The organism is Paenibacillus sp. CF384 (genome assembly GCF_900106745.1).
In the GTDB taxonomy this organism is placed as follows: domain Bacteria; phylum Bacillota; class Bacilli; order Paenibacillales; family Paenibacillaceae; genus Paenibacillus_Z.
On sequence record NZ_FNNV01000002.1, the window covers coordinates 337,959 to 358,821 of the forward strand.

Annotated in this window: 17 protein-coding genes; all 17 read right to left on the bottom strand. The window is 46.1% G+C overall.

Features of this window, described 5'->3' with window-relative positions; all coding sequences use genetic code 11:
- Positions 1–58: 58 nt before the first annotated feature.
- Positions 59–946 carry a carbohydrate ABC transporter permease gene (locus BLW29_RS07120; protein WP_090977692.1) on the bottom strand — a complete coding sequence of 296 codons (888 nt, stop codon included), beginning with the start codon at positions 944–946 and terminating at the stop codon, positions 59–61.
- A 19-nt stretch (positions 947–965) separates the two neighbouring features.
- Entirely contained in the window at positions 966–1,697 is a 732-nt protein-coding gene (locus BLW29_RS07125; protein ID WP_371264685.1) for an ABC transporter permease subunit, read from the bottom strand.
- Between the two features lie 262 nt (positions 1,698–1,959).
- The gene (locus tag BLW29_RS07130; protein WP_090977696.1) at positions 1,960–3,492 is read right to left on the bottom strand and encodes an ABC transporter substrate-binding protein; all 1,533 of its coding nucleotides are present in this window, start codon (positions 3,490–3,492) and stop codon (positions 1,960–1,962) included.
- Between the two features lie 234 nt (positions 3,493–3,726).
- Positions 3,727–5,307 (bottom strand): response regulator transcription factor, encoded by a 1,581-nt coding sequence (locus BLW29_RS07135; RefSeq protein WP_090977698.1) that lies wholly within the window; start codon positions 5,305–5,307, stop codon positions 3,727–3,729.
- Positions 5,304–7,025 (bottom strand): sensor histidine kinase, encoded by a 1,722-nt coding sequence (locus tag BLW29_RS07140; RefSeq protein ID WP_177186515.1) that lies wholly within the window; start codon positions 7,023–7,025, stop codon positions 5,304–5,306. Before BLW29_RS07140 ends, BLW29_RS07135 begins: the two co-directional genes overlap by 4 nt.
- A 218-nt stretch (positions 7,026–7,243) precedes the next feature.
- Complete coding sequence (locus BLW29_RS07145; protein ID WP_090977702.1) at positions 7,244–8,761, bottom strand: hypothetical protein; 1,518 nt, start codon at positions 8,759–8,761, stop codon at positions 7,244–7,246.
- Positions 8,762–9,593: 832 nt separating this feature from the next.
- On the bottom strand, positions 9,594–10,427 hold the full coding sequence (locus tag BLW29_RS07150; RefSeq protein WP_218147092.1) for a fumarylacetoacetate hydrolase family protein: 834 nt from the start codon (positions 10,425–10,427) through the stop codon (positions 9,594–9,596).
- Positions 10,424–11,224 carry an MBL fold metallo-hydrolase gene (locus BLW29_RS07155; protein WP_090977704.1) on the bottom strand — a complete coding sequence of 267 codons (801 nt, stop codon included), beginning with the start codon at positions 11,222–11,224 and terminating at the stop codon, positions 10,424–10,426. The genes BLW29_RS07150 and BLW29_RS07155 overlap by 4 nt, the downstream gene beginning before the upstream one ends.
- The gene (locus BLW29_RS07160) at positions 11,221–12,144 is read right to left on the bottom strand and encodes a ketopantoate reductase family protein (RefSeq protein WP_090977706.1); all 924 of its coding nucleotides are present in this window, start codon (positions 12,142–12,144) and stop codon (positions 11,221–11,223) included. The genes BLW29_RS07155 and BLW29_RS07160 overlap by 4 nt, the downstream gene beginning before the upstream one ends.
- Before the next feature lie 18 nt (positions 12,145–12,162).
- Positions 12,163–13,452, bottom strand: coding sequence for a four-carbon acid sugar kinase family protein (locus BLW29_RS07165; RefSeq protein WP_090977708.1), 1,290 nt, complete (start codon positions 13,450–13,452; stop codon positions 12,163–12,165).
- A gap of 5 nt (positions 13,453–13,457) precedes the next feature.
- Positions 13,458–13,856 (bottom strand): VOC family protein, encoded by a 399-nt coding sequence (locus BLW29_RS07170; RefSeq protein ID WP_177186516.1) that lies wholly within the window; start codon positions 13,854–13,856, stop codon positions 13,458–13,460.
- 53 nt (positions 13,857–13,909) lie between these two features.
- The gene (locus tag BLW29_RS07175) at positions 13,910–14,938 is read right to left on the bottom strand and encodes a zinc-binding alcohol dehydrogenase family protein (protein WP_090977711.1); all 1,029 of its coding nucleotides are present in this window, start codon (positions 14,936–14,938) and stop codon (positions 13,910–13,912) included.
- An 18-nt stretch (positions 14,939–14,956) separates the two neighbouring features.
- On the bottom strand, positions 14,957–16,003 hold the full coding sequence (locus tag BLW29_RS07180; protein ID WP_090977714.1) for a Gfo/Idh/MocA family protein: 1,047 nt from the start codon (positions 16,001–16,003) through the stop codon (positions 14,957–14,959).
- A gap of 24 nt (positions 16,004–16,027) precedes the next feature.
- On the bottom strand, positions 16,028–16,732 hold the full coding sequence (locus BLW29_RS07185; RefSeq protein ID WP_090977716.1) for an SDR family NAD(P)-dependent oxidoreductase: 705 nt from the start codon (positions 16,730–16,732) through the stop codon (positions 16,028–16,030).
- A 36-nt stretch (positions 16,733–16,768) separates the two neighbouring features.
- Complete coding sequence (locus BLW29_RS07190; protein ID WP_090977718.1) at positions 16,769–18,430, bottom strand: glycoside hydrolase family 140 protein; 1,662 nt, start codon at positions 18,428–18,430, stop codon at positions 16,769–16,771.
- Between the two features lie 141 nt (positions 18,431–18,571).
- Entirely contained in the window at positions 18,572–19,909 is a 1,338-nt protein-coding gene (locus BLW29_RS07195) for a DUF4832 domain-containing protein (RefSeq protein ID WP_177186517.1), read from the bottom strand.
- A 49-nt stretch (positions 19,910–19,958) separates the two neighbouring features.
- Positions 19,959–20,849, bottom strand: coding sequence for a carbohydrate ABC transporter permease (locus tag BLW29_RS07200; RefSeq protein WP_256208424.1), 891 nt, complete (start codon positions 20,847–20,849; stop codon positions 19,959–19,961).
- Positions 20,850–20,863: the final 14 nt, after the last annotated feature.

Consider the following 20,863-nt stretch of genomic DNA (forward strand, 5'->3'; position numbering starts at 1 on the left):
ATTTAAAAAAGGGGATGCGGCATTATCAACCACATCCCCCGTTGTTCCTGAAACTTTCTTATCCTTTGACAGCGCCTACAGTAACGCCTTTGACGAAAAATTTTTGAAAGAACGGATAGATTGCCATGATTGGCAGCACGCCCAGCACCGCTACGGCCATTTTAATCGCGGTGGAAGGCAATCTTGCAGACAAGTCGCTGCTAAGGCCGGCTGAAGCGCTGCTTGTCAAAAATTGAACGTCCAATAGCATTTTATTCAATAGGAACTGAATGCTAAACAAACGGTCATCCGTTACGTAATAGAGTCCGTTTAACCAATCGTTCCAATAGGACAAACCCACAAGAACGCCCAAAGTGGCCATAATTGGCAACGACAATGGAAGGACAACTTTCATTAAAATGTTGTACTCGCTTCCCCCGTCGATTTTCGCGGCTTCTACGACCTCAGAAGGGATCGTTGTCGTGAAGTAGGTTCGCATCAGAATTACATTAAACCCGTTAAGCAGCAAGCCGGGAACGACAAGTGCCGACAGCGTATTTTTAATATGGAAATATTGCGTCCACATGATGTACGAAGGCACTAACCCCCCGCTGAATAACAAGGTAAAGAAAATAAAGAAGGCGACAACGTTTCTGCCCGGCAGTTCTTTTCTAGATAACGGATAGGCCATTAAAGTGGTCAATCCAATATTCGCTGCTGTACCGATTGCCGTTATGAGCACAGTGATTTCATAGGCTCTAACGATCGAGTTCGAATCCATTAAAAGAAATCGATAGGCTGAAAAATCAAATGCCGCCGGTAGAAAAGAATATCCGTTTCGGATGAGCGCCGATTCATCCGTAATGGAAGAGGCGATAAGCAGTACAAAAGGCAGCAAGCAAAATAGCGCCAGTAAAATCATTACGACATGCGCGATAACTCGAAACCCGTTTTTAGTCTCAATCATATGGTTTCACTCCAATCCGTTAAAACAAGGCGCTGTCTTCGTCTATTTTCTTGACCGCAAAATTCGCGATCAGGACGAGGAAGAATCCGACAATCGATTGGTAGAATCCGGCTGCAGATGCCATACCTACATTGTTCAATTGAACTAATCCTCGGAATACATACGTGTCGATGGTGTTGGTTACATCGATTAAAGCCCCACTATTCAACGGCACTTGGTAAAATAATCCAAAATCGGAGTAGAAGATTCTGCTGATACTCAAAAGCGTCAAAATCACGATGACCGACTTCAATCCCGGAAGCGTGATATGCAACATTTGTTTCCAACGATTTGCCCCGTCGATTACCGCGGCCTCGTAATAAGACCTATCGATGCCGACAATCGTCGCGTAATAAATAATGCAGCTATACCCGAAAGATTTCCAAACGCTAACGATAACGAGAATATACGGCCAATATGCAGAAGCCGCATACCAAGAGATCGGTTTCATCTTTAGAGGCTTTAAAATACTATTGTTAATAAAACCAGCATCCGAACTTAAAAAAGCATACACAAGATAGCTGACGACGACGATCGAGATCAAATTAGGCAGCAGAATCGCCGTTTGGTAGGTCTTCCTCGCCGAGTTACTTCGAATTTGATTGAGCAGCATGGCAACGCCAACTGCGAAAATAGTTCCAATCAAAATAAAAGCCATGTTGTACAGGATTGTATTTCGGGTAATCGTCCAAGCCACATTTGTTTTAAACAAGAATTCGAAATTTTCGAACCCGACCCAAGGGCTGTTCCAGATCCCTACCCGATAGTTTATCTTTTTGAAAGCGATCAGAAGACCGCCCATCGGGATGTAGTTATTAATGATGATATAAATACATCCCGGAATGAGCATTAAGTATAGCGGAAGGAAATTTATGAATTTAGTGATTCTTTTTTTTTTAGAAATAGCGGCATTGAATTTGTTTCCCGATTCATTGTGTCCTCAATCCTCTCTGACCTGAAGAAATCGATACCGATTATTTGTTTTGTTGTGCCAGCCATGCATCAAGCTGCTTTTGCTTCTCAGCGATAATTTTATCGACGCCGGCCGCCTTCAGCTCATCCATGTATTTAGGAAGTGTCGTCTCCGGATTGAGAATGCCCGTTTCGAGCGCCAAAGCGTATTTTGCGTCCACGTTGCTAACCATCGTAATTTCGTTTGCTACACTTGTCGGGTCGAAACGGAAGCCTTTCCCTGGAGATTGATGCGCCGAGCTGTTATAGTCCTGCAAAACTTGCCATTTATCCTCAGGTTCGCCTTTCCAGAGATAGGTGATCGCAGCATCTGGAGCGGCCCAAGGCAATGAGCTATAACCCGTGGTGCTAGAATCGATACCTTGCGGGTAATCAATAATGCCTTTATCTTTATCTAAGAACACGTAATGTTGACCTTCGATTCCGTTCGTGAGCAAGTTCGAAATCTCTTTATTCGTATGCGTAAGGTTCAAAAACTCGATTGCTTTTTCAGGATTTTTGCTGCCGCTCGCCAACGCATAACCCAATCCCGAAACATGACCAGTTACGGAGAACGGTTTGTTCAGAGGGATGACTACGAATTGTTTGCCCGATTGTTTCGCAAGATCGTCCGTGTTACCCGGGTTAAGTCCTCTGAAACTGCCCATGATTTTTCCGGCTTTGAACAAGCTCACTTCGCTTTCGGAATTGTTGGCTGCATCAGGCAAGGTCAATCCTGCTTGGGACCATTTATACATATGGTTCACGAAGTCTTTATAGCCGGTCATTTCGATCTGATTGACGACTTTCGTACTAGTTCCCAAGGCGTCGATAACGCCTGCGCCCGTACCCAAATTGTCTTCCGAATTCGGACGGTAAACGTTCGTGAAATCAACCCCGATCGGATACATGTCAGGATGAAGATTCTTCGCTTTGACCAAGAATGCTTCAAGCTGATCGTAATTCGTAACCGCTTCAGGCGTCAGGCCGATTTCATCGGCAACATCTTTCAGCATTATATAACCGTAATTCGTTGCTTTTTCTTTTGCGGTAGGGATCGAGTAGATTTCATTGTTAACCGACACCGCACGCCGGTCCCCTTCGCTCAAGTCATTCATAATATCTTGGCCATGGCTCTCCAGAAATTTTGTCATCGGCATAATCTCGCCGTTATTCGCGAGTGTGCTGATATCCAGAGCGAAGGTTAAGAAGAGATCCATTTTTTCGCCGGAGGTAAGCGCCAGGTTTGCTTGTTTTTGGAACGATCCAAAGCCGACTCTTGTAATGTTGACATCTGCATTTATCAGTTTTTCTGTAATTGCACTGACGGCTTCCGATACTTTTTCCGTATCCTCCGTTTTGGCGTCACCTACCATCATGATATCGATTGTGTACGGCTTCTCCTTGCTTGTGTTTGCGCTTGTGTTTGCGCTTGCATTCGTGCTTCCGCTCGCTTTCATTCCGTCGTTGACATTCGAATTGGCGCCGCAGGCGGTCAGCAATCCGGCCGATAAAGCAATTGCCGACATTAAAGTTAACATCCGTCTCATTTTCATTTCTTATAGACTCCCCTCGATTTTTGAGCTCATATTCATCTTAATGAAAAGCAGGTTGCCGCTCTACCAAACTTGTGACGGACATTATCACTTTTAATCCGATCTCGAACCAATAAAACCGATAATTGTCGAAAATGTATCGTTCTATTATAAAAATTGTTACTTTTGCGAAAAAAGCGAATACCCTCTCAAATGCTAGCTGGCATTCGGAGGGCATTCATTGTCATTATCCCGTTATTGGCGCTCCTCGGCGGGCGTGACATTCCAGGTCTTCTTGTACACCTGCGAAAAGTGCGAGAAATTCGTATATCCGACCTTCATGGCAACGATACTGATCGGAAGCTTAGTTGATTTCAATAATGCTTGCGCCAATTTCATTTTCTCCATAATAATAAATTCCTTTAAAGAGATGCCCGTTTCAGACTTAAACAAACGTGAAACGTAGTTCGGATTCAGGTACACCTCCCGGGCAATATCCGTTCGCCGAATATCTTGATCGATGTGATCGCGGATATATTGAAGGATGATGTCCACTTGATTTTTCATTTCATCTTCAGATCCTGGAAACGACTTGAAACATTGCGAGGCGTATGCGATCAGTTCTTTCATGTTGTCCACGTTCGTATATGAACTTAACCATTTCTCTAGACGATCTTCCTCTTGGAGTATTCGGTGGATCGGAACATCCACAATCTCCGCCGTTGTATAAAGCATTTGGATAAACTGCTGATAAAACCGTTTCAAAAACTCGGCATCGATTTTACCCTGCATTGCAAGGTGATCTAGCAATTCGCACGCCTGATCGCGCACGACCTCCGAGTCGCCCTGTTCAAGCAATTTGCTCCAAATTTTCATATTCGGAATTGGATTGGTTACGGTCTGTTGATCGGTTCGATCTTTCAACTGAAATACTTTGCTCGTTAAGGAAACGTTATTTTGCATCATCTCCCGTAGCTGTGCTGCTAGATCGGGCGCTTCGGCAACGACTATTTTATCGCCGGTATAACAGGCGATATCGCACCCGTAATAGGATTGGTATACCTCAATCAATCGGTTTAGCTGACGCGTAACACCTTCCGGATCGATGAGTCGACGATTCATTGCATAAATGATAAATACGAGTTTTTGATCGTCGACTTGGGCAACCAATACGTTCTGGCCGTATCGCGCGAACAGTTCCTTGACAATATTGCCGATTGAAAATTTCAACAACCCGTTGGACCACGATTTCATCGTTTCTTTCACATGGAAGACGTCCAACATCACGAGGTAAATGTGGTCACTCGAATCCAGGGAAACGTGAATTTGACTTAAAACCTCGATGAATCGCGAGGAATCTTTATTTTTGCGAATGATCCAATCCTTGACCAGATTATCAAGCAGGATTTCTGTGTTTTGCTGGAGGAGTTTGCCGTAAGCGTAGTACTTTTTTGTTTCTTTTTTCAAGGTGATCTTCTGAATCGCATTCATAATCGTAAGTTCAATCGTTTCATATTTGGCAGGCTGAAGGATATAATCGAACCCTCCCAACTGCATCGCCATCTTTGCATAAGTAAAGTCCGCATGAGCAGTCAGAAAAATACACTCGATATCGATGTTCTGTTCCTTAATCCACTGGTATAAATCCAAACCGCTCTCGGCCGGCATTTCAATATCACATAATAAAAGGTCGATCGAGTAGCTGTTAATAATTTCGCGCGCTTCGAACGCATTATACGCTTTCAGTACTTCATTCACTCCGATTTTCGTCCAATCGATTCCGAATATCAATCCGTTCACCACTTGTGTCTGATCATCAACGATGAGTACGTTCACTTGAAAACTCTCCCTGTCGTGTTATCCATATGAAATTGTATAAAAATATCAATGCAAGCACCATTCGAAGTACTGAATAGAAAAGTGCACTGGTTTTGATAGATTACGTTGAATCTTCGTATCACATTCATAATCCCGACATTCTCCTTTGACGCATTGGGAGATTTATTGTTCAACGAAGACAGCGTTGCGTCCGAGAATCCAGTCCCATTATCAATAATTGAAATATTCACAAAATGACCGTCTTCATTTTCAAGCAAGCTGGCTTTAATCGAAATGATCAGCTGGTTATGAATCGGAACGGCATGTTTTATGGCATTTTCAATGAATGTTAGAATCGAAATCGGCGGGATCCGAAACTCCTTCAACCGCTCGTCCACATACACTTTGCAGATCAATTCGCGAGAAGCGCTCATTTGCTGCAACTGCATATAATTTCGCACATTGGTTATTTCATCTTGCAGCGACACCAGCGAGTCGTTCTCATGGAACATGTATCTTAAATGCCGTGATAGCAGGAGGATCATCTCCTGAATTTGATCATATTTCTTCTGTTCCGCAATGCCGAACAAGTTTTTAAGCACATTCAAGTAGAAATGCGGTTTGATCTGGATTTGCAAGAACTGCAGCTCTGCCTGCTGCTTTTTCATCTCATTCTCATAGCTCTCGATTTTCAAATCTTTGATTTCCGCCATCATTTGATTAAAGGTGCTGCTCATTTGCCTAAACTCGATGACCCCAGAAGTCGTGTTCATCGTGGCGTTCAGATGTCCGTTCTTGATCTGCCTCATCGTGGCCATCATTCGCTTAAGAGGTTTGAAATAAGAGCGCTCCAATAACTGGAACGAGATAAGCATCAACAGCAAGATAAAAACGGAACCAACCAGAAAAGCAATCTGCACCGCATCCAAATAAAACAAAAGTCCACGGTAAGGCATAATATAAATATAGTTCAACTGGGTCGACGCCGAATAGTTCTGAACGACAAAAAACTTATGGGAACTGCCGGAAATATAATGAGAGTCGCTATGAGAACGAATCAAAATTCCCTTGGCCTTGATTTCATCAATTGAAGTCAGCGGTTCGCCCTCCTGATTGGCGAAAGCAAAAAAACCGCCTCCTTGGTTCTGGCTGAAGCTTTGAGGCACGATTACGTTAGCGAAATCGATCATGCAGATCGTATACGTATCCCGTGTCCCCAGTAACCGAAACAAATAATAGCGACCGTCAATCTCATGTACAAACCATCCCCATGACCGATAATTCTCTTTTGTTTGGAGAATGGTTTTCAAATAGCTTTCGGCTCCCTGGCGTATGTTATGCACATAGTTTTGACTATACGTTTTATAAAAGAGCTGGTTCGATTTAGAATACACGAACATGCCCCCAACCATTTCATTCGTGTCAAAATAGCCTTGATATTTGTTCATAATGTCTTGTGCATAATACTGCAGATCAATCGGATCTTGCGTAATGAACAATTTCATGAAACTGATATCGTTAGATACTAAATTGGACATAAATAAATCGGCATTTCTTAAATTTTTTTCGAACGCGTCCTGGTAGAGCAATATGGAGTTTCGATTCGTTTGTTCGATTTTGTTATTCAAGACTTGAATCACATAGAAATTATAAAGAATCAACAGCAAGACAAGCGGTACAATAAAAATCATCATGATCAAGATTACTTGTTTTTTCGAAGAGAAGTTCAATTTCATCTGTACGATCTGCTCCCCATCTATGTCCATTGTTGTTTATACATCATGATCTACGGTCACGAGGATGTCAATTCTTACATGTCCCGCAGTTTAAACTTGAAATAAGAAGAGCGCCTCCATGATGGTCAGGGTAAAATATACCCTTGAACTAACCCATCCTATAGGGGCGCTCACTTTAATAAATGCTATTCCGTGACGAAACTTTTTCTTGACCTTGATTACGTACCTATAAAAATTTTATCAATATTTACAGGCTGATCCCCATTATCAAATTGTAATTTAATGCTAGCTCCCCAAGGTATATTAAGATTGCCTAAATAAATTGTTGAGTAGTGGCCTGGCCCTGTCCAAGCTCCGGTTGTTGGAAAAGTTACGGGTATTCCATTTGTACCGCCGTTGATATAGAGATGCAATTTCGCATCCGCAGCTGCACCATTGGAATAGGTTATAGCTAGAATAGTATCTTTCCTTGAGTTAAAAAAAACAGCATATTTCCCTAAAGCACTTAAAGCAACGCCATTTATCCCAGTGCTGGCATCGTTAAAAGTTATGGCATTTGTTGATGTCGTTATTGGATTTTCAGCTTCAAGAAATCCCGAGTAGGGATACTGCAGACTCCAATCCATAGCTGCTGATGGATTTCCTTCATCCTTAACAAGGTTCCATCCAAAATACATTGCACCTTTTATCATATTAGGTGAGTATGATTTAAAGTAATTGTATGCTGCCGTAAGGGCCGTGTTCTTAGCGGCGATATCGTATTGCAATCCTGCCGTTTGGTCAGTAGGCGTATTGTTGTTAAACCACTGCGTATGGAAGCCAAACTCAACGACTAAAGGCTTGTTTTGGTTTTGATATTGGCCCATGAACTTTCCAAGCGTTTCTTTTAAGCCGTTCTTAGGAGCACCTGCAGGAGCAATTGAATCTGTTGAGCCATCCACATTAATGATTCGATTCGTCGATGGAGCTCCATATCGGCTTTGCCAGCATGAGCTTCCAGGGAGACAATCTTTATACAGGGGATAGGAATAGGTCTGTAAGAAGTAGCCATCCGCTTTGGACGAATCATATACAGGGACATCCCATGAATTATCCCAGCCGTAGTGAATACTAATGAATAATTTAGGATTGGCGTACCCTAATTGGTTAAGCCTGTTTGTCAACGCTAGATACAGGTATCCCGCATAATCCTTCTGACCATTCTTCCATGCTTGCGAGTTAAACCCGCCGTAGTTTCCGGCAATTATACTGTTATCATTCGGAATATTTACGGCAAAATAGACAACCTGCGAGCTCTTAGCTACAAGATACTGAAGCATTGAATCATAATAGGAAACTACAGCATCCGCGTGAGCTTGATCAAACCTAAAGCTATTCACGTCCCCAATCCATTCAATTCTTGGGACACTTTTCATTCCCAACAGTGACATTTGATTGAATAACGCATTCTTTTCGTTTATATCGAGGGTCTCCAGATTGTATAAATTCAGCGTATTAATGTTGTAGTCGTTTTTCATTATCGGGAGGTCTCTCGCTATTTTTGCAAATGTATCCTGATCATGATACAACTCGTATTCTGCCCCCTGAATCGTTGCCGTTGAAGCAGTTAGATCTGGGTTTACCCATGAACTATATGGTGTTGTCGGGCTAACAGCGCCGACTGAAGTTGTAAAGGCAAACAAGGAAACGGCAAAAGTACAAGCAATCAACAGCTTACTGATTGATTTCTTTAACATAATATCCCTCCTGTTTACGAATAAATGATCGCTTCCATAACTTTGAGCTCAATGTCTGCAGCCTTCGCTCATTCCATTCCAATATCCCCTCCTCTCGTACTACATCCGCATGCACAAAACTAGATGAAGCGAGTTGCTATTAAAAGCGCTTTCAAATCTCATTGTCATTAAGAGCGCTTTCAATTTTCCTAAAACGCAGGATATCCCTGTCAGTCTGTTGACGACGATCGGCTAGAGAGAAACTGAGTGCTTATTAGAGGCGAATTAATTATTAAGAGGAGATACGGCAGGGAGCTTCTGAACCGCGATGACTGGCTTCGGCGCGAGTCTGGGACCGTCTTTATCATAATGAAATGCAGTCTGCCGCTCTACCAAACTTGTTACCAATATTGTCATTTTTAATCCGATCTCGCGTTGGTGAAACGCTCATTGTCGAAAATGTAACTTTGGAGTATTACATTTGTTACTTGTCTCCGATTTGTTCGGATCCAGATTATTGTAGGTCACGAAATTACGAGTATGCCGCATGCATCATCAGTGCCGGTATAGTAGTTCTGCGATACAGTGTTGTTGCTGATCGCTCCGATTCGTGAGACAGCCTTTAGTCTATTTTGCGTTCAGTAACTAATCAAGATACAAAAAAAGCCCCGAGGAATGTACCTCTGGACTTTTTTCTAATATTTCCATAACTCATTCTAATTGAGCACGTTCAGTATATACCACAACCTGCCATCCTCGAGGATAGCAGTAAGCGGACCGGAGCGCAATACGCAGCGCTCCGGCAGCGAATCCGGAGAACCATAACGAAAATTGCAGATTTGGTTTTTGTTTATTACCATCCCGCGATCACCTGGTTTTCGAGCTTGCCAATTCCTTCTACTTCGACGACGACAGTATCACCGGGAACAAGATACGCAGGTGGATTACGGAAGGTGCCGACGCCGGCAGGAGTTCCAGTTGAAATCACATCCCCCGGCTCAAGCGTCGTGAAGGCTGAAATGGCTTCAATTAAGGTCGGAATGTCAAACAGCATCATGGACGTACTTGCATTCTGTCGTAACTCGCCATTCACATAGCTGCGGATATTGAGATTGGACGGATCGATTAATTCATCAGATGTAACAATTGCAGGTCCCATAGGAAAGAAAGTGTCAATACCTTTGCCCAGCGTCTCGTGCTGCAGGCTGAATTGCATTTCACGTCCGCTGACATCGTTAACGACGGTATAGCCGAATACATAGCTGAGTGCTTCTGCTTTTTTTACTCCCCTTGCCTGCTTTCCAATTATGAAGGCCAGCTCAACCTCATAGTCCGCTTGGCACTCTTCGTACGGCAGCACGATGGGATCGCCCGGTCCCGACACGGATGATGGCAGCTTGCCGAACACGGAAGGGCGCTTCGGAAAGACAGCCCTAGGGTTTTCTTCCTTATGATTGAGATAGTTAATACCTCCACAGAGTATTTTGGAACTCCCTTTTATCGGAGCGAGTAGGCGATAATCGCTAACCAATGCACCTATCTCCGCTTCCCTGCGTATTCTGTCTAGCCCTTCTTTACCGTCTTGGATTAAATGCTTCATATCCAAGTATGTAGTTGGAACAACTCCCCCATCAATCTCAACTGCGACACATTCGCGTCCCTTTGTTTCGCAAGTAATGAGTCTCATACCTTAATCCCCCTTCGGACAGACTCACCTTCAACGGCAATAGTTTCACCGACTTCCATGTAGAACGCTTGACGTTTACCGGTCGTATCGAACTCCGGAACTGCCGCAAGAAACTGTTCGACCTCGCCACGTTCTGTCGGGTTAGACAAATCAAGATAGTGGGAGGCAACAGCAATTTTCAATCCAAGAAATTCCGAAGCCAACGCGGCTTCACGCGGAGACATTTCACCAGTCAGCAAACGTCCAGCAAAATTCGCACGAGCGAGCAAGTCTTGAGAATTGGCGCAGCCCATCAGACCAATTGTCGGATCGTACAATTGCGAAATAAGCTTCATATCACCGAAAATTGCCGTATCACCGCAATGGTAAATACGGACGCCTGGCTCAGGCTCAACAATATAGCCCATCGGAACGCCAGAAATGTATTGACCGTCCTTCAGCCTCGCATGAGACCAATGGTGGCTTTCAACCGGTCGCACGATGACGCCGCCGACCTCGACAACAATTCCCCATATCGTCGGATGGATTTGCGTTGACGGAATGCCTTCGTCCATAAGCATGAGTTTAACGTCATTGCCGCAAACGATTGGTGCGCCGGTACGCGCAGCAATCGCAGCCGCGTCGCCATAATGATCATAAGCTGCGTGAGTTATGAGAATGACATCCGGTCGCTCCAGTTCCTCGTGGTGTATAGGCGCATGCGGGCTTCCGGAGAGAAATGGATCGATCAGAATCCGGTGCTTGTCGCTAATAATTTCATACCCGGCCATACCCAAGAAACGAATTGTAGTCGTCATCCTCTCCACCCCTTCTCCAAACCAGAGATGAGTGCGACCATCGCCGTATTGAGCGGAACAGCCACGTTTGTGCGCTCCGCAGCTCTGACTACAGCACCATTAATCACTTCAATTTCCGTTTTTCGGCGCGCCTCTGCATCCTGCAGCATGGATGATTTCCCTTTTCCCGCCCCGCTTAAAATGGTATGTATGCGGGTCACGCGCTCGTCAGCGTCGATGTCGTAACCTAACGCACGCGCAACGGCCGTCGCTTCCTTGGCTAGGTCATCGACAAGTTCGAGCAACTTACCTGACTCACCTTGGTCTCCGGCACATAAGCCAGTCAAAGCAGAGGTCGGCAATGTGGCTGCGTTTAAAATAAGTTTTTTCCACACTTCGGTTTTAACAAATGAGGTGACCTGGGCCTGAATGCCTGCATCGTTCAATAATAAGCCTATGCGCTCCGCTCGTGCCAGGCTTGCTCCGTCTACATATGGCCCAACGAATGTCGCCCCCATTCCTGTATGCGCGACATGACCCAAGCCGATGACAGTCGCGCTGTGATAAGTAATGCCGACAACGATACGATCTGCTTGATACTGCTCGGACAGAGTATCCGCATTGCCCCATCCGTTTTGCAGACTGACGATCGTGGTATCCTCTCCGACTAATGGCAATGCCAACTCCGCCGCGGAAACGGTGTGCTGCGCCTTGACAAAGAAGAACACGGTGTCGACGATTCCGACATCAGACAGGTTGCTAGTTGCGGGAACATGAATCGTTTCAGCATTACCATCTTTCGTCGAGACAACAAGTCCATACTCATTTATTTGATTAACAAGCGCTTCAGATACATCCACCAGAGTGACCTCATGACCAGCCTGTTTCAATCTTGCTGCGAGCATCCCACCCATTGCTCCTGCTCCTATAACTGCAATCATTGTTAACCCTCCAATTAGCTATTTGAATAAGGACGAATTCATTTTTTGGACGACACGGACTATCGTGTTGTCATCACCGACATTGCCCGGAATAACTGCGTACCACGCTCTGCATTCTTTCGGTGTTTTTAAACGCCATAACGAGATGCCGGCTTCCAACTGTCCGATAACTTCTGCTTCTTCCGCTTGCAGACCGTCATAAGCGATTTGTGCCGAAGTAATTCCTCCTTTGGAGACAACAGCGTCGCAACATGGAGCGACTGCCTTCAACGTCTTAGTAAGGGCACTCATCACTTTCGCGCCGTGCTTCAAATCTCCGTGTCTGCTTTCCCTCACTCGCTCCGAAGCCAGCACCGCGATGCCGTTGGCGTCAATCTGCTGCTTTAACCGTTCCGCAAGCTCAGGTACGAGAACAGCAACCCCTTCTGCAAATAAACGCTCGGTCGGCACTATGACGGGTTCAACTCCAAGAGAGCGTGTCAATTGCCCGAGCTGACGGGTCGATGCCTCCGTATGCGAACCGCAAACAACAAGCAGACGTCCCGGTTCTTCTCCTCCCGGTATTCCCGGCAGCTCCAACGCTTCTAAGCCACATCTGGCAGCTGCAAATGTCGAGGCTCCGCGAGTGACAATCTCCTTTCCCGCTGCTTCGGCATCAGCCAATCCGGCTACGATAACCCGGACATCATCGATCGTTTCTGCATCAGGAATAACAACCGTGCCTGGCTCCGCAACCAGAAGCGCTTTTGTAATTGCAGAGGCTCCTTCCGTCCGGATTCTGGCTATTGGAACTAGCATCGAATTCCAGTCATTCCCTTTCTCTGCAACCCACTCCGCGATCGTCTCGCTCTTATAACCAAACACGGTATCCTTGGCAAACTCGGTATATGCCGTAGGAATACGATGATCGCCTTCAACCAGATAATGGATGCCACCTAACGTAACGCGTCCACATTCCGGAAACGCTGGGACAAACAACCCTACCGTATTATCTCCGCGAAACACGTCCATTTCCGAGAAAACATGCCCTCTTAAAGTCGAATCGCCTCTCAGTATGTAGCCAATGAGAGAACCGAGTCGTTCCGCTTCTTGATCCATGATTTCTTTGAGCATACTTAAATACTTTATTGCTTCCTCTTCAGGCATCGCCCTCGTATTTGTCAGCACGTATACTGACTGACGGCTTCCAGATAGGAAACGTCTGAAGGCGCCTCGCGATGGCATTAAGATGACATCGACACCGGAAACCGTTTGCGTTCCGGTAGGATCGTCGTCAAATACGACCCATTTTCGCGTTTCCTTCTTCATCCCGTTCACTCCCCTCCGAACGGTTCCATTTCCGTCAGTTCAATTCGCAGGCCATTCGGCTGATGGCTAAGGAAGCTTGCCCTTTTTTTCCTGCCTCCCATTACGACCTTGGTCATCTGCTCTCCGTCTAAATCGGACAAGACATCGGGAATATTAGTCACTCCAAAGCAAAGATGATGAAGCCCTTCACCCTTTTCTTCTAGAAATTTGCGAATTGGCGTATCCCCAATTGGCTGAACGAGCTGAATCATGGTTGACCCGCCGTCTAAATAAGCGAGACGAACGCCAGCCGACGGAAGTAATTCATCTTCGATCACTTTTAACTTCAACTGCTCGGTGTAAAAAGGCAAAGCTTTATCAATGTTCCAGACCGCGATGGCGATATGATCTATGTTCTCTATCAATTTGGATAACTCCCTTCCCATTTTTCAAACTAAGTATAGTCTCAACGCTACGATTAATTCGGTTCGTCAAATGTGAGAATGATTTTGTTGACCTCGTTCGGTTTGGTCTTAGCGATGTGTAACCCTTCAGCAATATCAGCAAACGTCATCCTGGCCGATATGAAAGCCTCTACGATATCCGGATTCTCATGCAGGAAATTCATTACTTCCGGGAACCTGCCAGCGTTGTTACGGCTTCCGAGAATTTCAACTTCTTTCTTCGTAAACAAGATTCCGGGAAAGCCTACTTGATCATTCGTCAGTCCGACGATTACGATACGCCCTCCCGGACTAACGATATGGATCGCCTGCTCCATCGTCAGCTTAAGACCCGCGGATTCGATTACAATGTTTGCACCTTCCCCGCCTGTTTGTTCATCAATTGTCTTCTGCGTATCTTGCTCCCGGGGATTGATTAGCACGTCTGCTCCGAACTGCCTAGCGCTTTCGAGTCGCTCGGGTACGACGTCGACCGCGAACACTTTGACATTAAATAGCCTTTTCATGAGGATGAGCGCCGTCAGCCCGATTGGTCCGACGCCAAGAATGGCGACTGTAGCACCGTCATGCATCCCCGCACGATGGACGACCTGGGAACCAATCGTAAACGGCTCACAGAGAGCCCCCGCCTCGTACGTCATCCCATCTGGCATCGGATGAGCATATGCTTCAGGTACCGCAACGTAGTCCGCGAACCCTCCCGGCCGGAAACCGCCAATCATATCAATCTTGATACAACAGTTATATTTGCCGATTCGGCAAGGATAACATTTCTCACAGGGGACAGCAGGCTCAACGACGACGCGATCCCCGACCTTCAGCTTAGTCGTCCCGTTTCCCGTCTCCACAACAACGCCTGAAAGCTCGTGGCCGTAGATCTGCGGATACACCGCATAAGGATGCGTTCCGTCGTAATAGTGCACGTCGCCACCACAAATGCCCGCCGCTTTCATTCGGATAAGTACCTCGCCAGCCTTCAACACCGGTTTCTCCACTTCCTGTATCCCGATTGTATATGGAGCTGTCATAATCGCCGCTTTCATTCCTGTCACCTTTCTTGGTTATGATTCAAAATTAATTGCTTTGTGCTTCTCCGCACTTTCATAGGCGGAGAAAGTAAGTCTTAGCGTAAGCAGGTTATCTTCTCCACTAGTCTGGAATGGCTTCCCTATATCCAGACATTCAATAAAATGCGTGGATAACCGGAAGTGGCTTTCCTCGTGATCGAGCGGTGTCGGACCACAAACAACTCTCCTATCCCCACTCGAATCGATGACCGTGATACTGCCATCACCGTGCATTTTCAAAGTTGCACGATCTCCGTCGATAACGAAATGCTCTATATGATGTGCTTGCACGCTATCCTTCTCGAGTGATCCGCACAACTCCCGGCGAGTCGCCCAACTCATGTCGAGAAATCCATAGAAGCCTTCATGTGCCAACGTCACGATGCCGGAGTCCTCTCCAACGACAAAAGGGCTATTGTGTTGGAATTCCGCGTAGATCCTCTTTGGCTCCCCGAAAAGGAATCTCCACGTATCGAACCAATGGACGCCCATTTCATAGAACATGAGACGGGGCATGCTTTTTAAGAATGGCTGCGCAACTGTCCGTTCTTCTGACATGCGCATTGTAAAAAAGTCGGAGTGCATATATCGGGCGACGAGTACTTGACCCAGTTCACCGGAGTCTATTACCTGCTTTATATGCTGAAAAATGGACAGCCAACGCCAATTTTCCGTTACCATGAGGCGTACCCCCGCCTCGCTCGCCGAACGCACGATCCGCTGAGCTTCTTCAAACGATTCAGCGAATGGCTTTTGACAAAGAATATGCTTTCCCGCTCGCGCTGATTTCTCAACGAAAGATAGATGCGTCTCTGGCCCCGTTACGATGTCTACGATTTCGATGTCCGCATCCGCCAGCATCTCATCAAGCGAGGTATATTGCCTATCTTCTGGTACGCCGTAACGACGGCCTTTATCTGCCATTTTGTCGCGGCTCCGGTTACACAAGGCATGAATCTTAACGTTAGGCATGCGCTCCCACGCCTGCAAATGCTTCTCGGACCAGAAGCCTGTGCCGACAACTCCAATTTTCCAAGTCAAACTTGCTCCTCCTTCGCGAGTTATTTATCGATTGACCGGAATTAAATCTTTGATTAGGCATCTCTCGCTCGTTCGCAATAAAAACATGATGCAATCGGAAATATCCTGTGGAAGGAGCCACGAAGATTCCTCGTTCTTCTCATGGAATTCCTTGACCATCTGGGTTTCGGTCATTCCTGGATACACCGCACTCACTTTAATGCCGTAGGGGCTGGCCGCTTTGCGTAGAGACTGAGTTAATCCTCCGACGCCAGCTTTGGATGCACCGTACGAAGCGTGCGCGCTCGAGACATCTAATGCAGCCGTGGATGATATGTTAATGATGTATCCTCTCCGATGCTTCATCATCTCTTTAAGCGCAAGCTGGCTTAGAATAAAGACACTACGCAAGTTGACATCCATGACGCTGTCCCATTCTTCCATGGTTATTTCTTCAAAAGGGGTGACGCGCAATACCCCAGCGTTGTTGATAAGAATAGTCGGAGGACCGAAACGTTCGAGTGTAGCCTTCATCAGCCCTTGTGCGTTTTCTTGCCTCGTCAAATCGCCGACGAACCTGTCCGCTTCTCCGCCGAACTCTCGAATTACTGCAACCGTTTCCTGAAGCTCACTCTCCGAACGGGATGCAATCATGACCTTGCAGCCTTCTTGAGCCAGATCAATCGCCGTTTGCCTGCCTATTCCCCGTCCTCCACCAGTCACAATTGCGATTTGATTACTAAGCTTCATAATGCTATCTCCCTTACTGTTTAAGTAAAGCGTAGGCTAATGGCACTCTCGTGTTATGAGTAACACCCAATCATCGCTTTCTTCATCATCCCCTGTAGTGGCCGCCTCTGGAGTTGAGAAGGATACGCCATTGCAGCGCTCGTATTCCGCTAATTCTCCTGTTCGCGGATTAAACCATCTATACCATGCGCTTTCCTCCGCTTCAGCAGATAATTCGCACGCACCTGAAGTCGGAAAGTAAATCGCAATCACACCGAACTCCCTGTCGGCTAGACATAACGGCAAGGTGCCCTCCGCTTCAGTTCCGCTCGCTGTTGAAATGCGTTCAGGGGCAGGAGATAGACGGTTGAATGAAACGATTTCCGTCATGAATCGATAGTAAGGGAGCAGATAACTGGTACCTACCGACTCCTTTTCGAGTCTTATATGCGGTCCCCATGTGTTATCAAAACCATGAACGATTGGATAACCGCTGAAACCAGCTCTCCATTGACCTCTTCGGGTATGGTGGTGGTCCAATTGCTGATGAATGGCTGCGGTCAGGAGCCCGTCTGCTCTTTCGTAGCCGAATTCCGCGCAAATACTCGCTTTCATCCTGCCTCCGGAATGATGGTTCAAGTCACCCTCCAGTCCAGCACATCGCGATGACGGTATTGGCGAATCCAGTACCTGAGAGGCCCAATTCGTTTGAATGAGATAGACGTCTATCATCTCGCAATGACCGAGTCTCTCATGCAGCGACAGCTTCTGCTCCCAGTTATGTGCGCCGATCGGATGTGCATACGGATCAAATGAACGAATCTGCTCGGATAATCGAATGATCCAGCGGTTAGCTTCTTTGTTATATCTTGCCGGCAATCCCACAGGGTAGTATTCGTACTCATTGGCCGGGCACCAAATATAAACCGAATCGTAAGCGGCATATCTTGCGATGATGTATTCATGCCAAAAAGATTCATACTCAGCAATAAATTTGCTTCTGTCGTTAAACGGAAATTCCATCAGCCATCCCTGCAAAATGATTTCAAAGCCCATTCGCAGTTCCGAGGCTAGGGCAACTATCTGATCCACTGCTTTAAAGTAGTCCAGATTCAACTTCATAAATTCAGGCCATTGGGGACTACCTCCCCACGGCCAACAATCTTTTGTCTGCCATTGATTTCTGATGTCTGGATGATACGGGCTGACCTGCATGCGTGCTCGAATGTAATTGATACCCTGAGAACGTCGTTTTTTCAGAATCGATTCCACGTCGACTCCGCAATAAGCTGCCCCAAAGATGTTGTATTGTGTATCCCCGAACAGAAAGAACGGCTCACCATTATCGAAGTGGAATCCGTAGGAAGCTGCTGATGAATCAGCGCGAAGAAATCCCCTGCTGCCAGGATCAGGTCTACCGGTGCTTAGCGAAAACTCTCTCGCCAACTCTTCATTCGCCGGTAAGGAGAATATCCTACAGTGCCATTTGCCTTCCTTCTCCGGCGACCATCTGATTTTCCAGCAATGGAGCCCTTTTTCATCCTGGCCATCATAGAATGCAGATACCTTTTGAATACTCCCATCCTCATGTCGGAATTCACTGTAAACCTGCACATCCCAGAAAGGATTGACATAGGTGAAGGATGTGGCCAGTCCAAATTCAATAAGTTTCCATTTATTCGCTGTGATATCTAGTGGCTCTTGCTTGCTGATTACCATCCGTCTAATCGACCTCCTGACATTCTATAGTAAAGAGCCCCAGTCATAGTCGTGACTAAGGCCCCTAGTTACGCCACGTAATTATTGTGATATACCGCTTAACTACGTTTTGTCGTTTAACATTACGATTGTTCTGCCCTTTTACATCACTTCCACATTCCCAATCTTGTAAAACCCATCTTGATCACGAAGTGCGTCCTGCAACCCTAGCTCAACTGCTCTAGAAACATCGCTTTCATTGGAATAAATCAGTTTTATTGATAAGGAATACGTCCCTTGCTCCCATTCTTCCGGGACGACAACTCGGTACGTCTCGCCAAAAACACATCCCGGCATCCAATTACGGCAATTCGAACCTTCCAGCTCCAGTATCTGGCTCATATGCGGCATGTCGGTCTGACTCATGCGAAGAAACAACTTATAAGCATGATATGCCGGTGCACTTCCTCGATTCTGCCATACGATACGCAAACGTTCTTTGCTGCCGCTTGACCACTTGTCGGCATACGAGACGCTCTTCGGAAAAAACCAATAGCCAAGTTGGTTTGACAGCCGGGCGGCATAATCTCGGTTCTCTTCCAGCCACTTTCTTGGGTATCCATGGAAGCCGGCGTAAGTTGCATGTGTTTCTCGTACAGCATGCATTAATGGAATACCTTCCTGCCAGCAATCTGTTCGGACAGCAAAATGATAATGCTCCAATTCCAATACAATCGGTTTATCTCGCCAGAAAGGCTCGAAATACTCGGGATTACGCAACGTGCTCTCGCCAAAGCGCTCAGCAAACCATTCTACGGAAATCCCGTCATCTCTAAGCGTGATACCTCTTTCCCGAATTGCCAACAAGATATATTCAGGTTCGTCGTTAGATTGATTGCGTGCACTCGCGACATCATCGCTAATCACCAATTGCGCATGCCGATAGCAACGGCAATGAAGGTCTAAGTGAGCAACTATGATATCAACCGGCCAATCCTGCTTACTCCCAAACGATGTATGAGCTTCACCCCAATCCCCATAGCTGCCGATATCGACATATGCGAGCCAGGATTGACCATCGTAACGGGCAGCGAATGCTTTGTGAAATGCTTCTAGTTTTTCGAGAAAAATAGGATCTCCATAATCAGGCTCCCATATATTGCAGCCTTCCCCGCTTAAGAACAAACCTTTAGCCCCTGCTTCCATCACCCAGCGAGGAGTCGCGAATGTTTGATTGTCATGAGTCTCCTTACAGGTGATTCGAAAGGCTATCGACAACCCAGACTTGACCCAGCGCTCGATCTCATTATCGATAACCTCCCATCGATAAACCCCCTCTTCAGGTTCGAGATAACTCCATGCAAGACGCAAGTACAAATGGTCCAGACCTGGAAAGTCCTCGAGCGGATCTTCCTCAAAGGAAGTGCCATAATACTTAAGGGTGTTGTCTAGTTGATGGACGTACCAGCCTTTATGTGGATTACGCATCGTTTTTTCCACATCCCAGTACTGCTCCAACATTCGTATATTCATTCGATTCTAGACCTCCCTATTCTTTGACCGATCCAAGCGTAATACCGTGAATAAAGTATCGTTGCAAGAAAGGGTATATAATAAACAGCGGCAGCATGCTTATGAATATTTTGGCTGAGTTGACCGTTTTGTTTGATAGCTTCATCAGCGTATTTAGTTGATCTTCGGTCATATTGGCACTGTTCAAATTCATCTGCACGACGATTTGATTCAAATAAGTTTGCAGGGGCTGTTTCTCTTCGCTATGAATTAGAATCAAACCGTCGAAGAAAGCATTCCAATGGCCAACCATTGAGAACAGTGTGACTGTTGCGATGGCAGGCAGCGATAACGGGATATACATTCGCACTAGCCCCATCCAAGGTCCAGCTCCATCTATTGCCATTGCATCATCAAGCTCCTTGGGCAAGTTCCGAAAAAAGTTCATAAGCAGAATGACGTTAAACACAGGGACTGCTCCAGGCAGCACGAGTGCCCAGATCGAGTCAAGCAAGTGCAAATCTCGTATAGTCATATACCAAGGAACAAGTCCGCCGCTGAACAGCATCGTGAAGACCACGAACCACATATAAATGTTTCGGCTCCCGAATTGATTAACGCTGCGGGAGAGTGGATAAGCCATCAACACCGTGATTAGAAACTGAACGGCTACACCGAGTCCGACTCGCTTTAAGGAGTTAAGAAATGTTTTAAAAAACAAGTGATCATCTACGACCACCTTATACGCAGCCAAATTGAACTGCACTGGAAAAATCGTTACTTTGCCGGCCGACGCCGCCCCACTGTCACTAAAGGATAAAGCGAACAAATGTAGGATAGGAAACACGCTGATGGCGGCAATTAGCAGAAGCGCTCCGACTACAAACGCGTCTTCCGCTCTTCTTTTTATTGTAGTTTCGTATATCACGAGGCTCCTCCTCT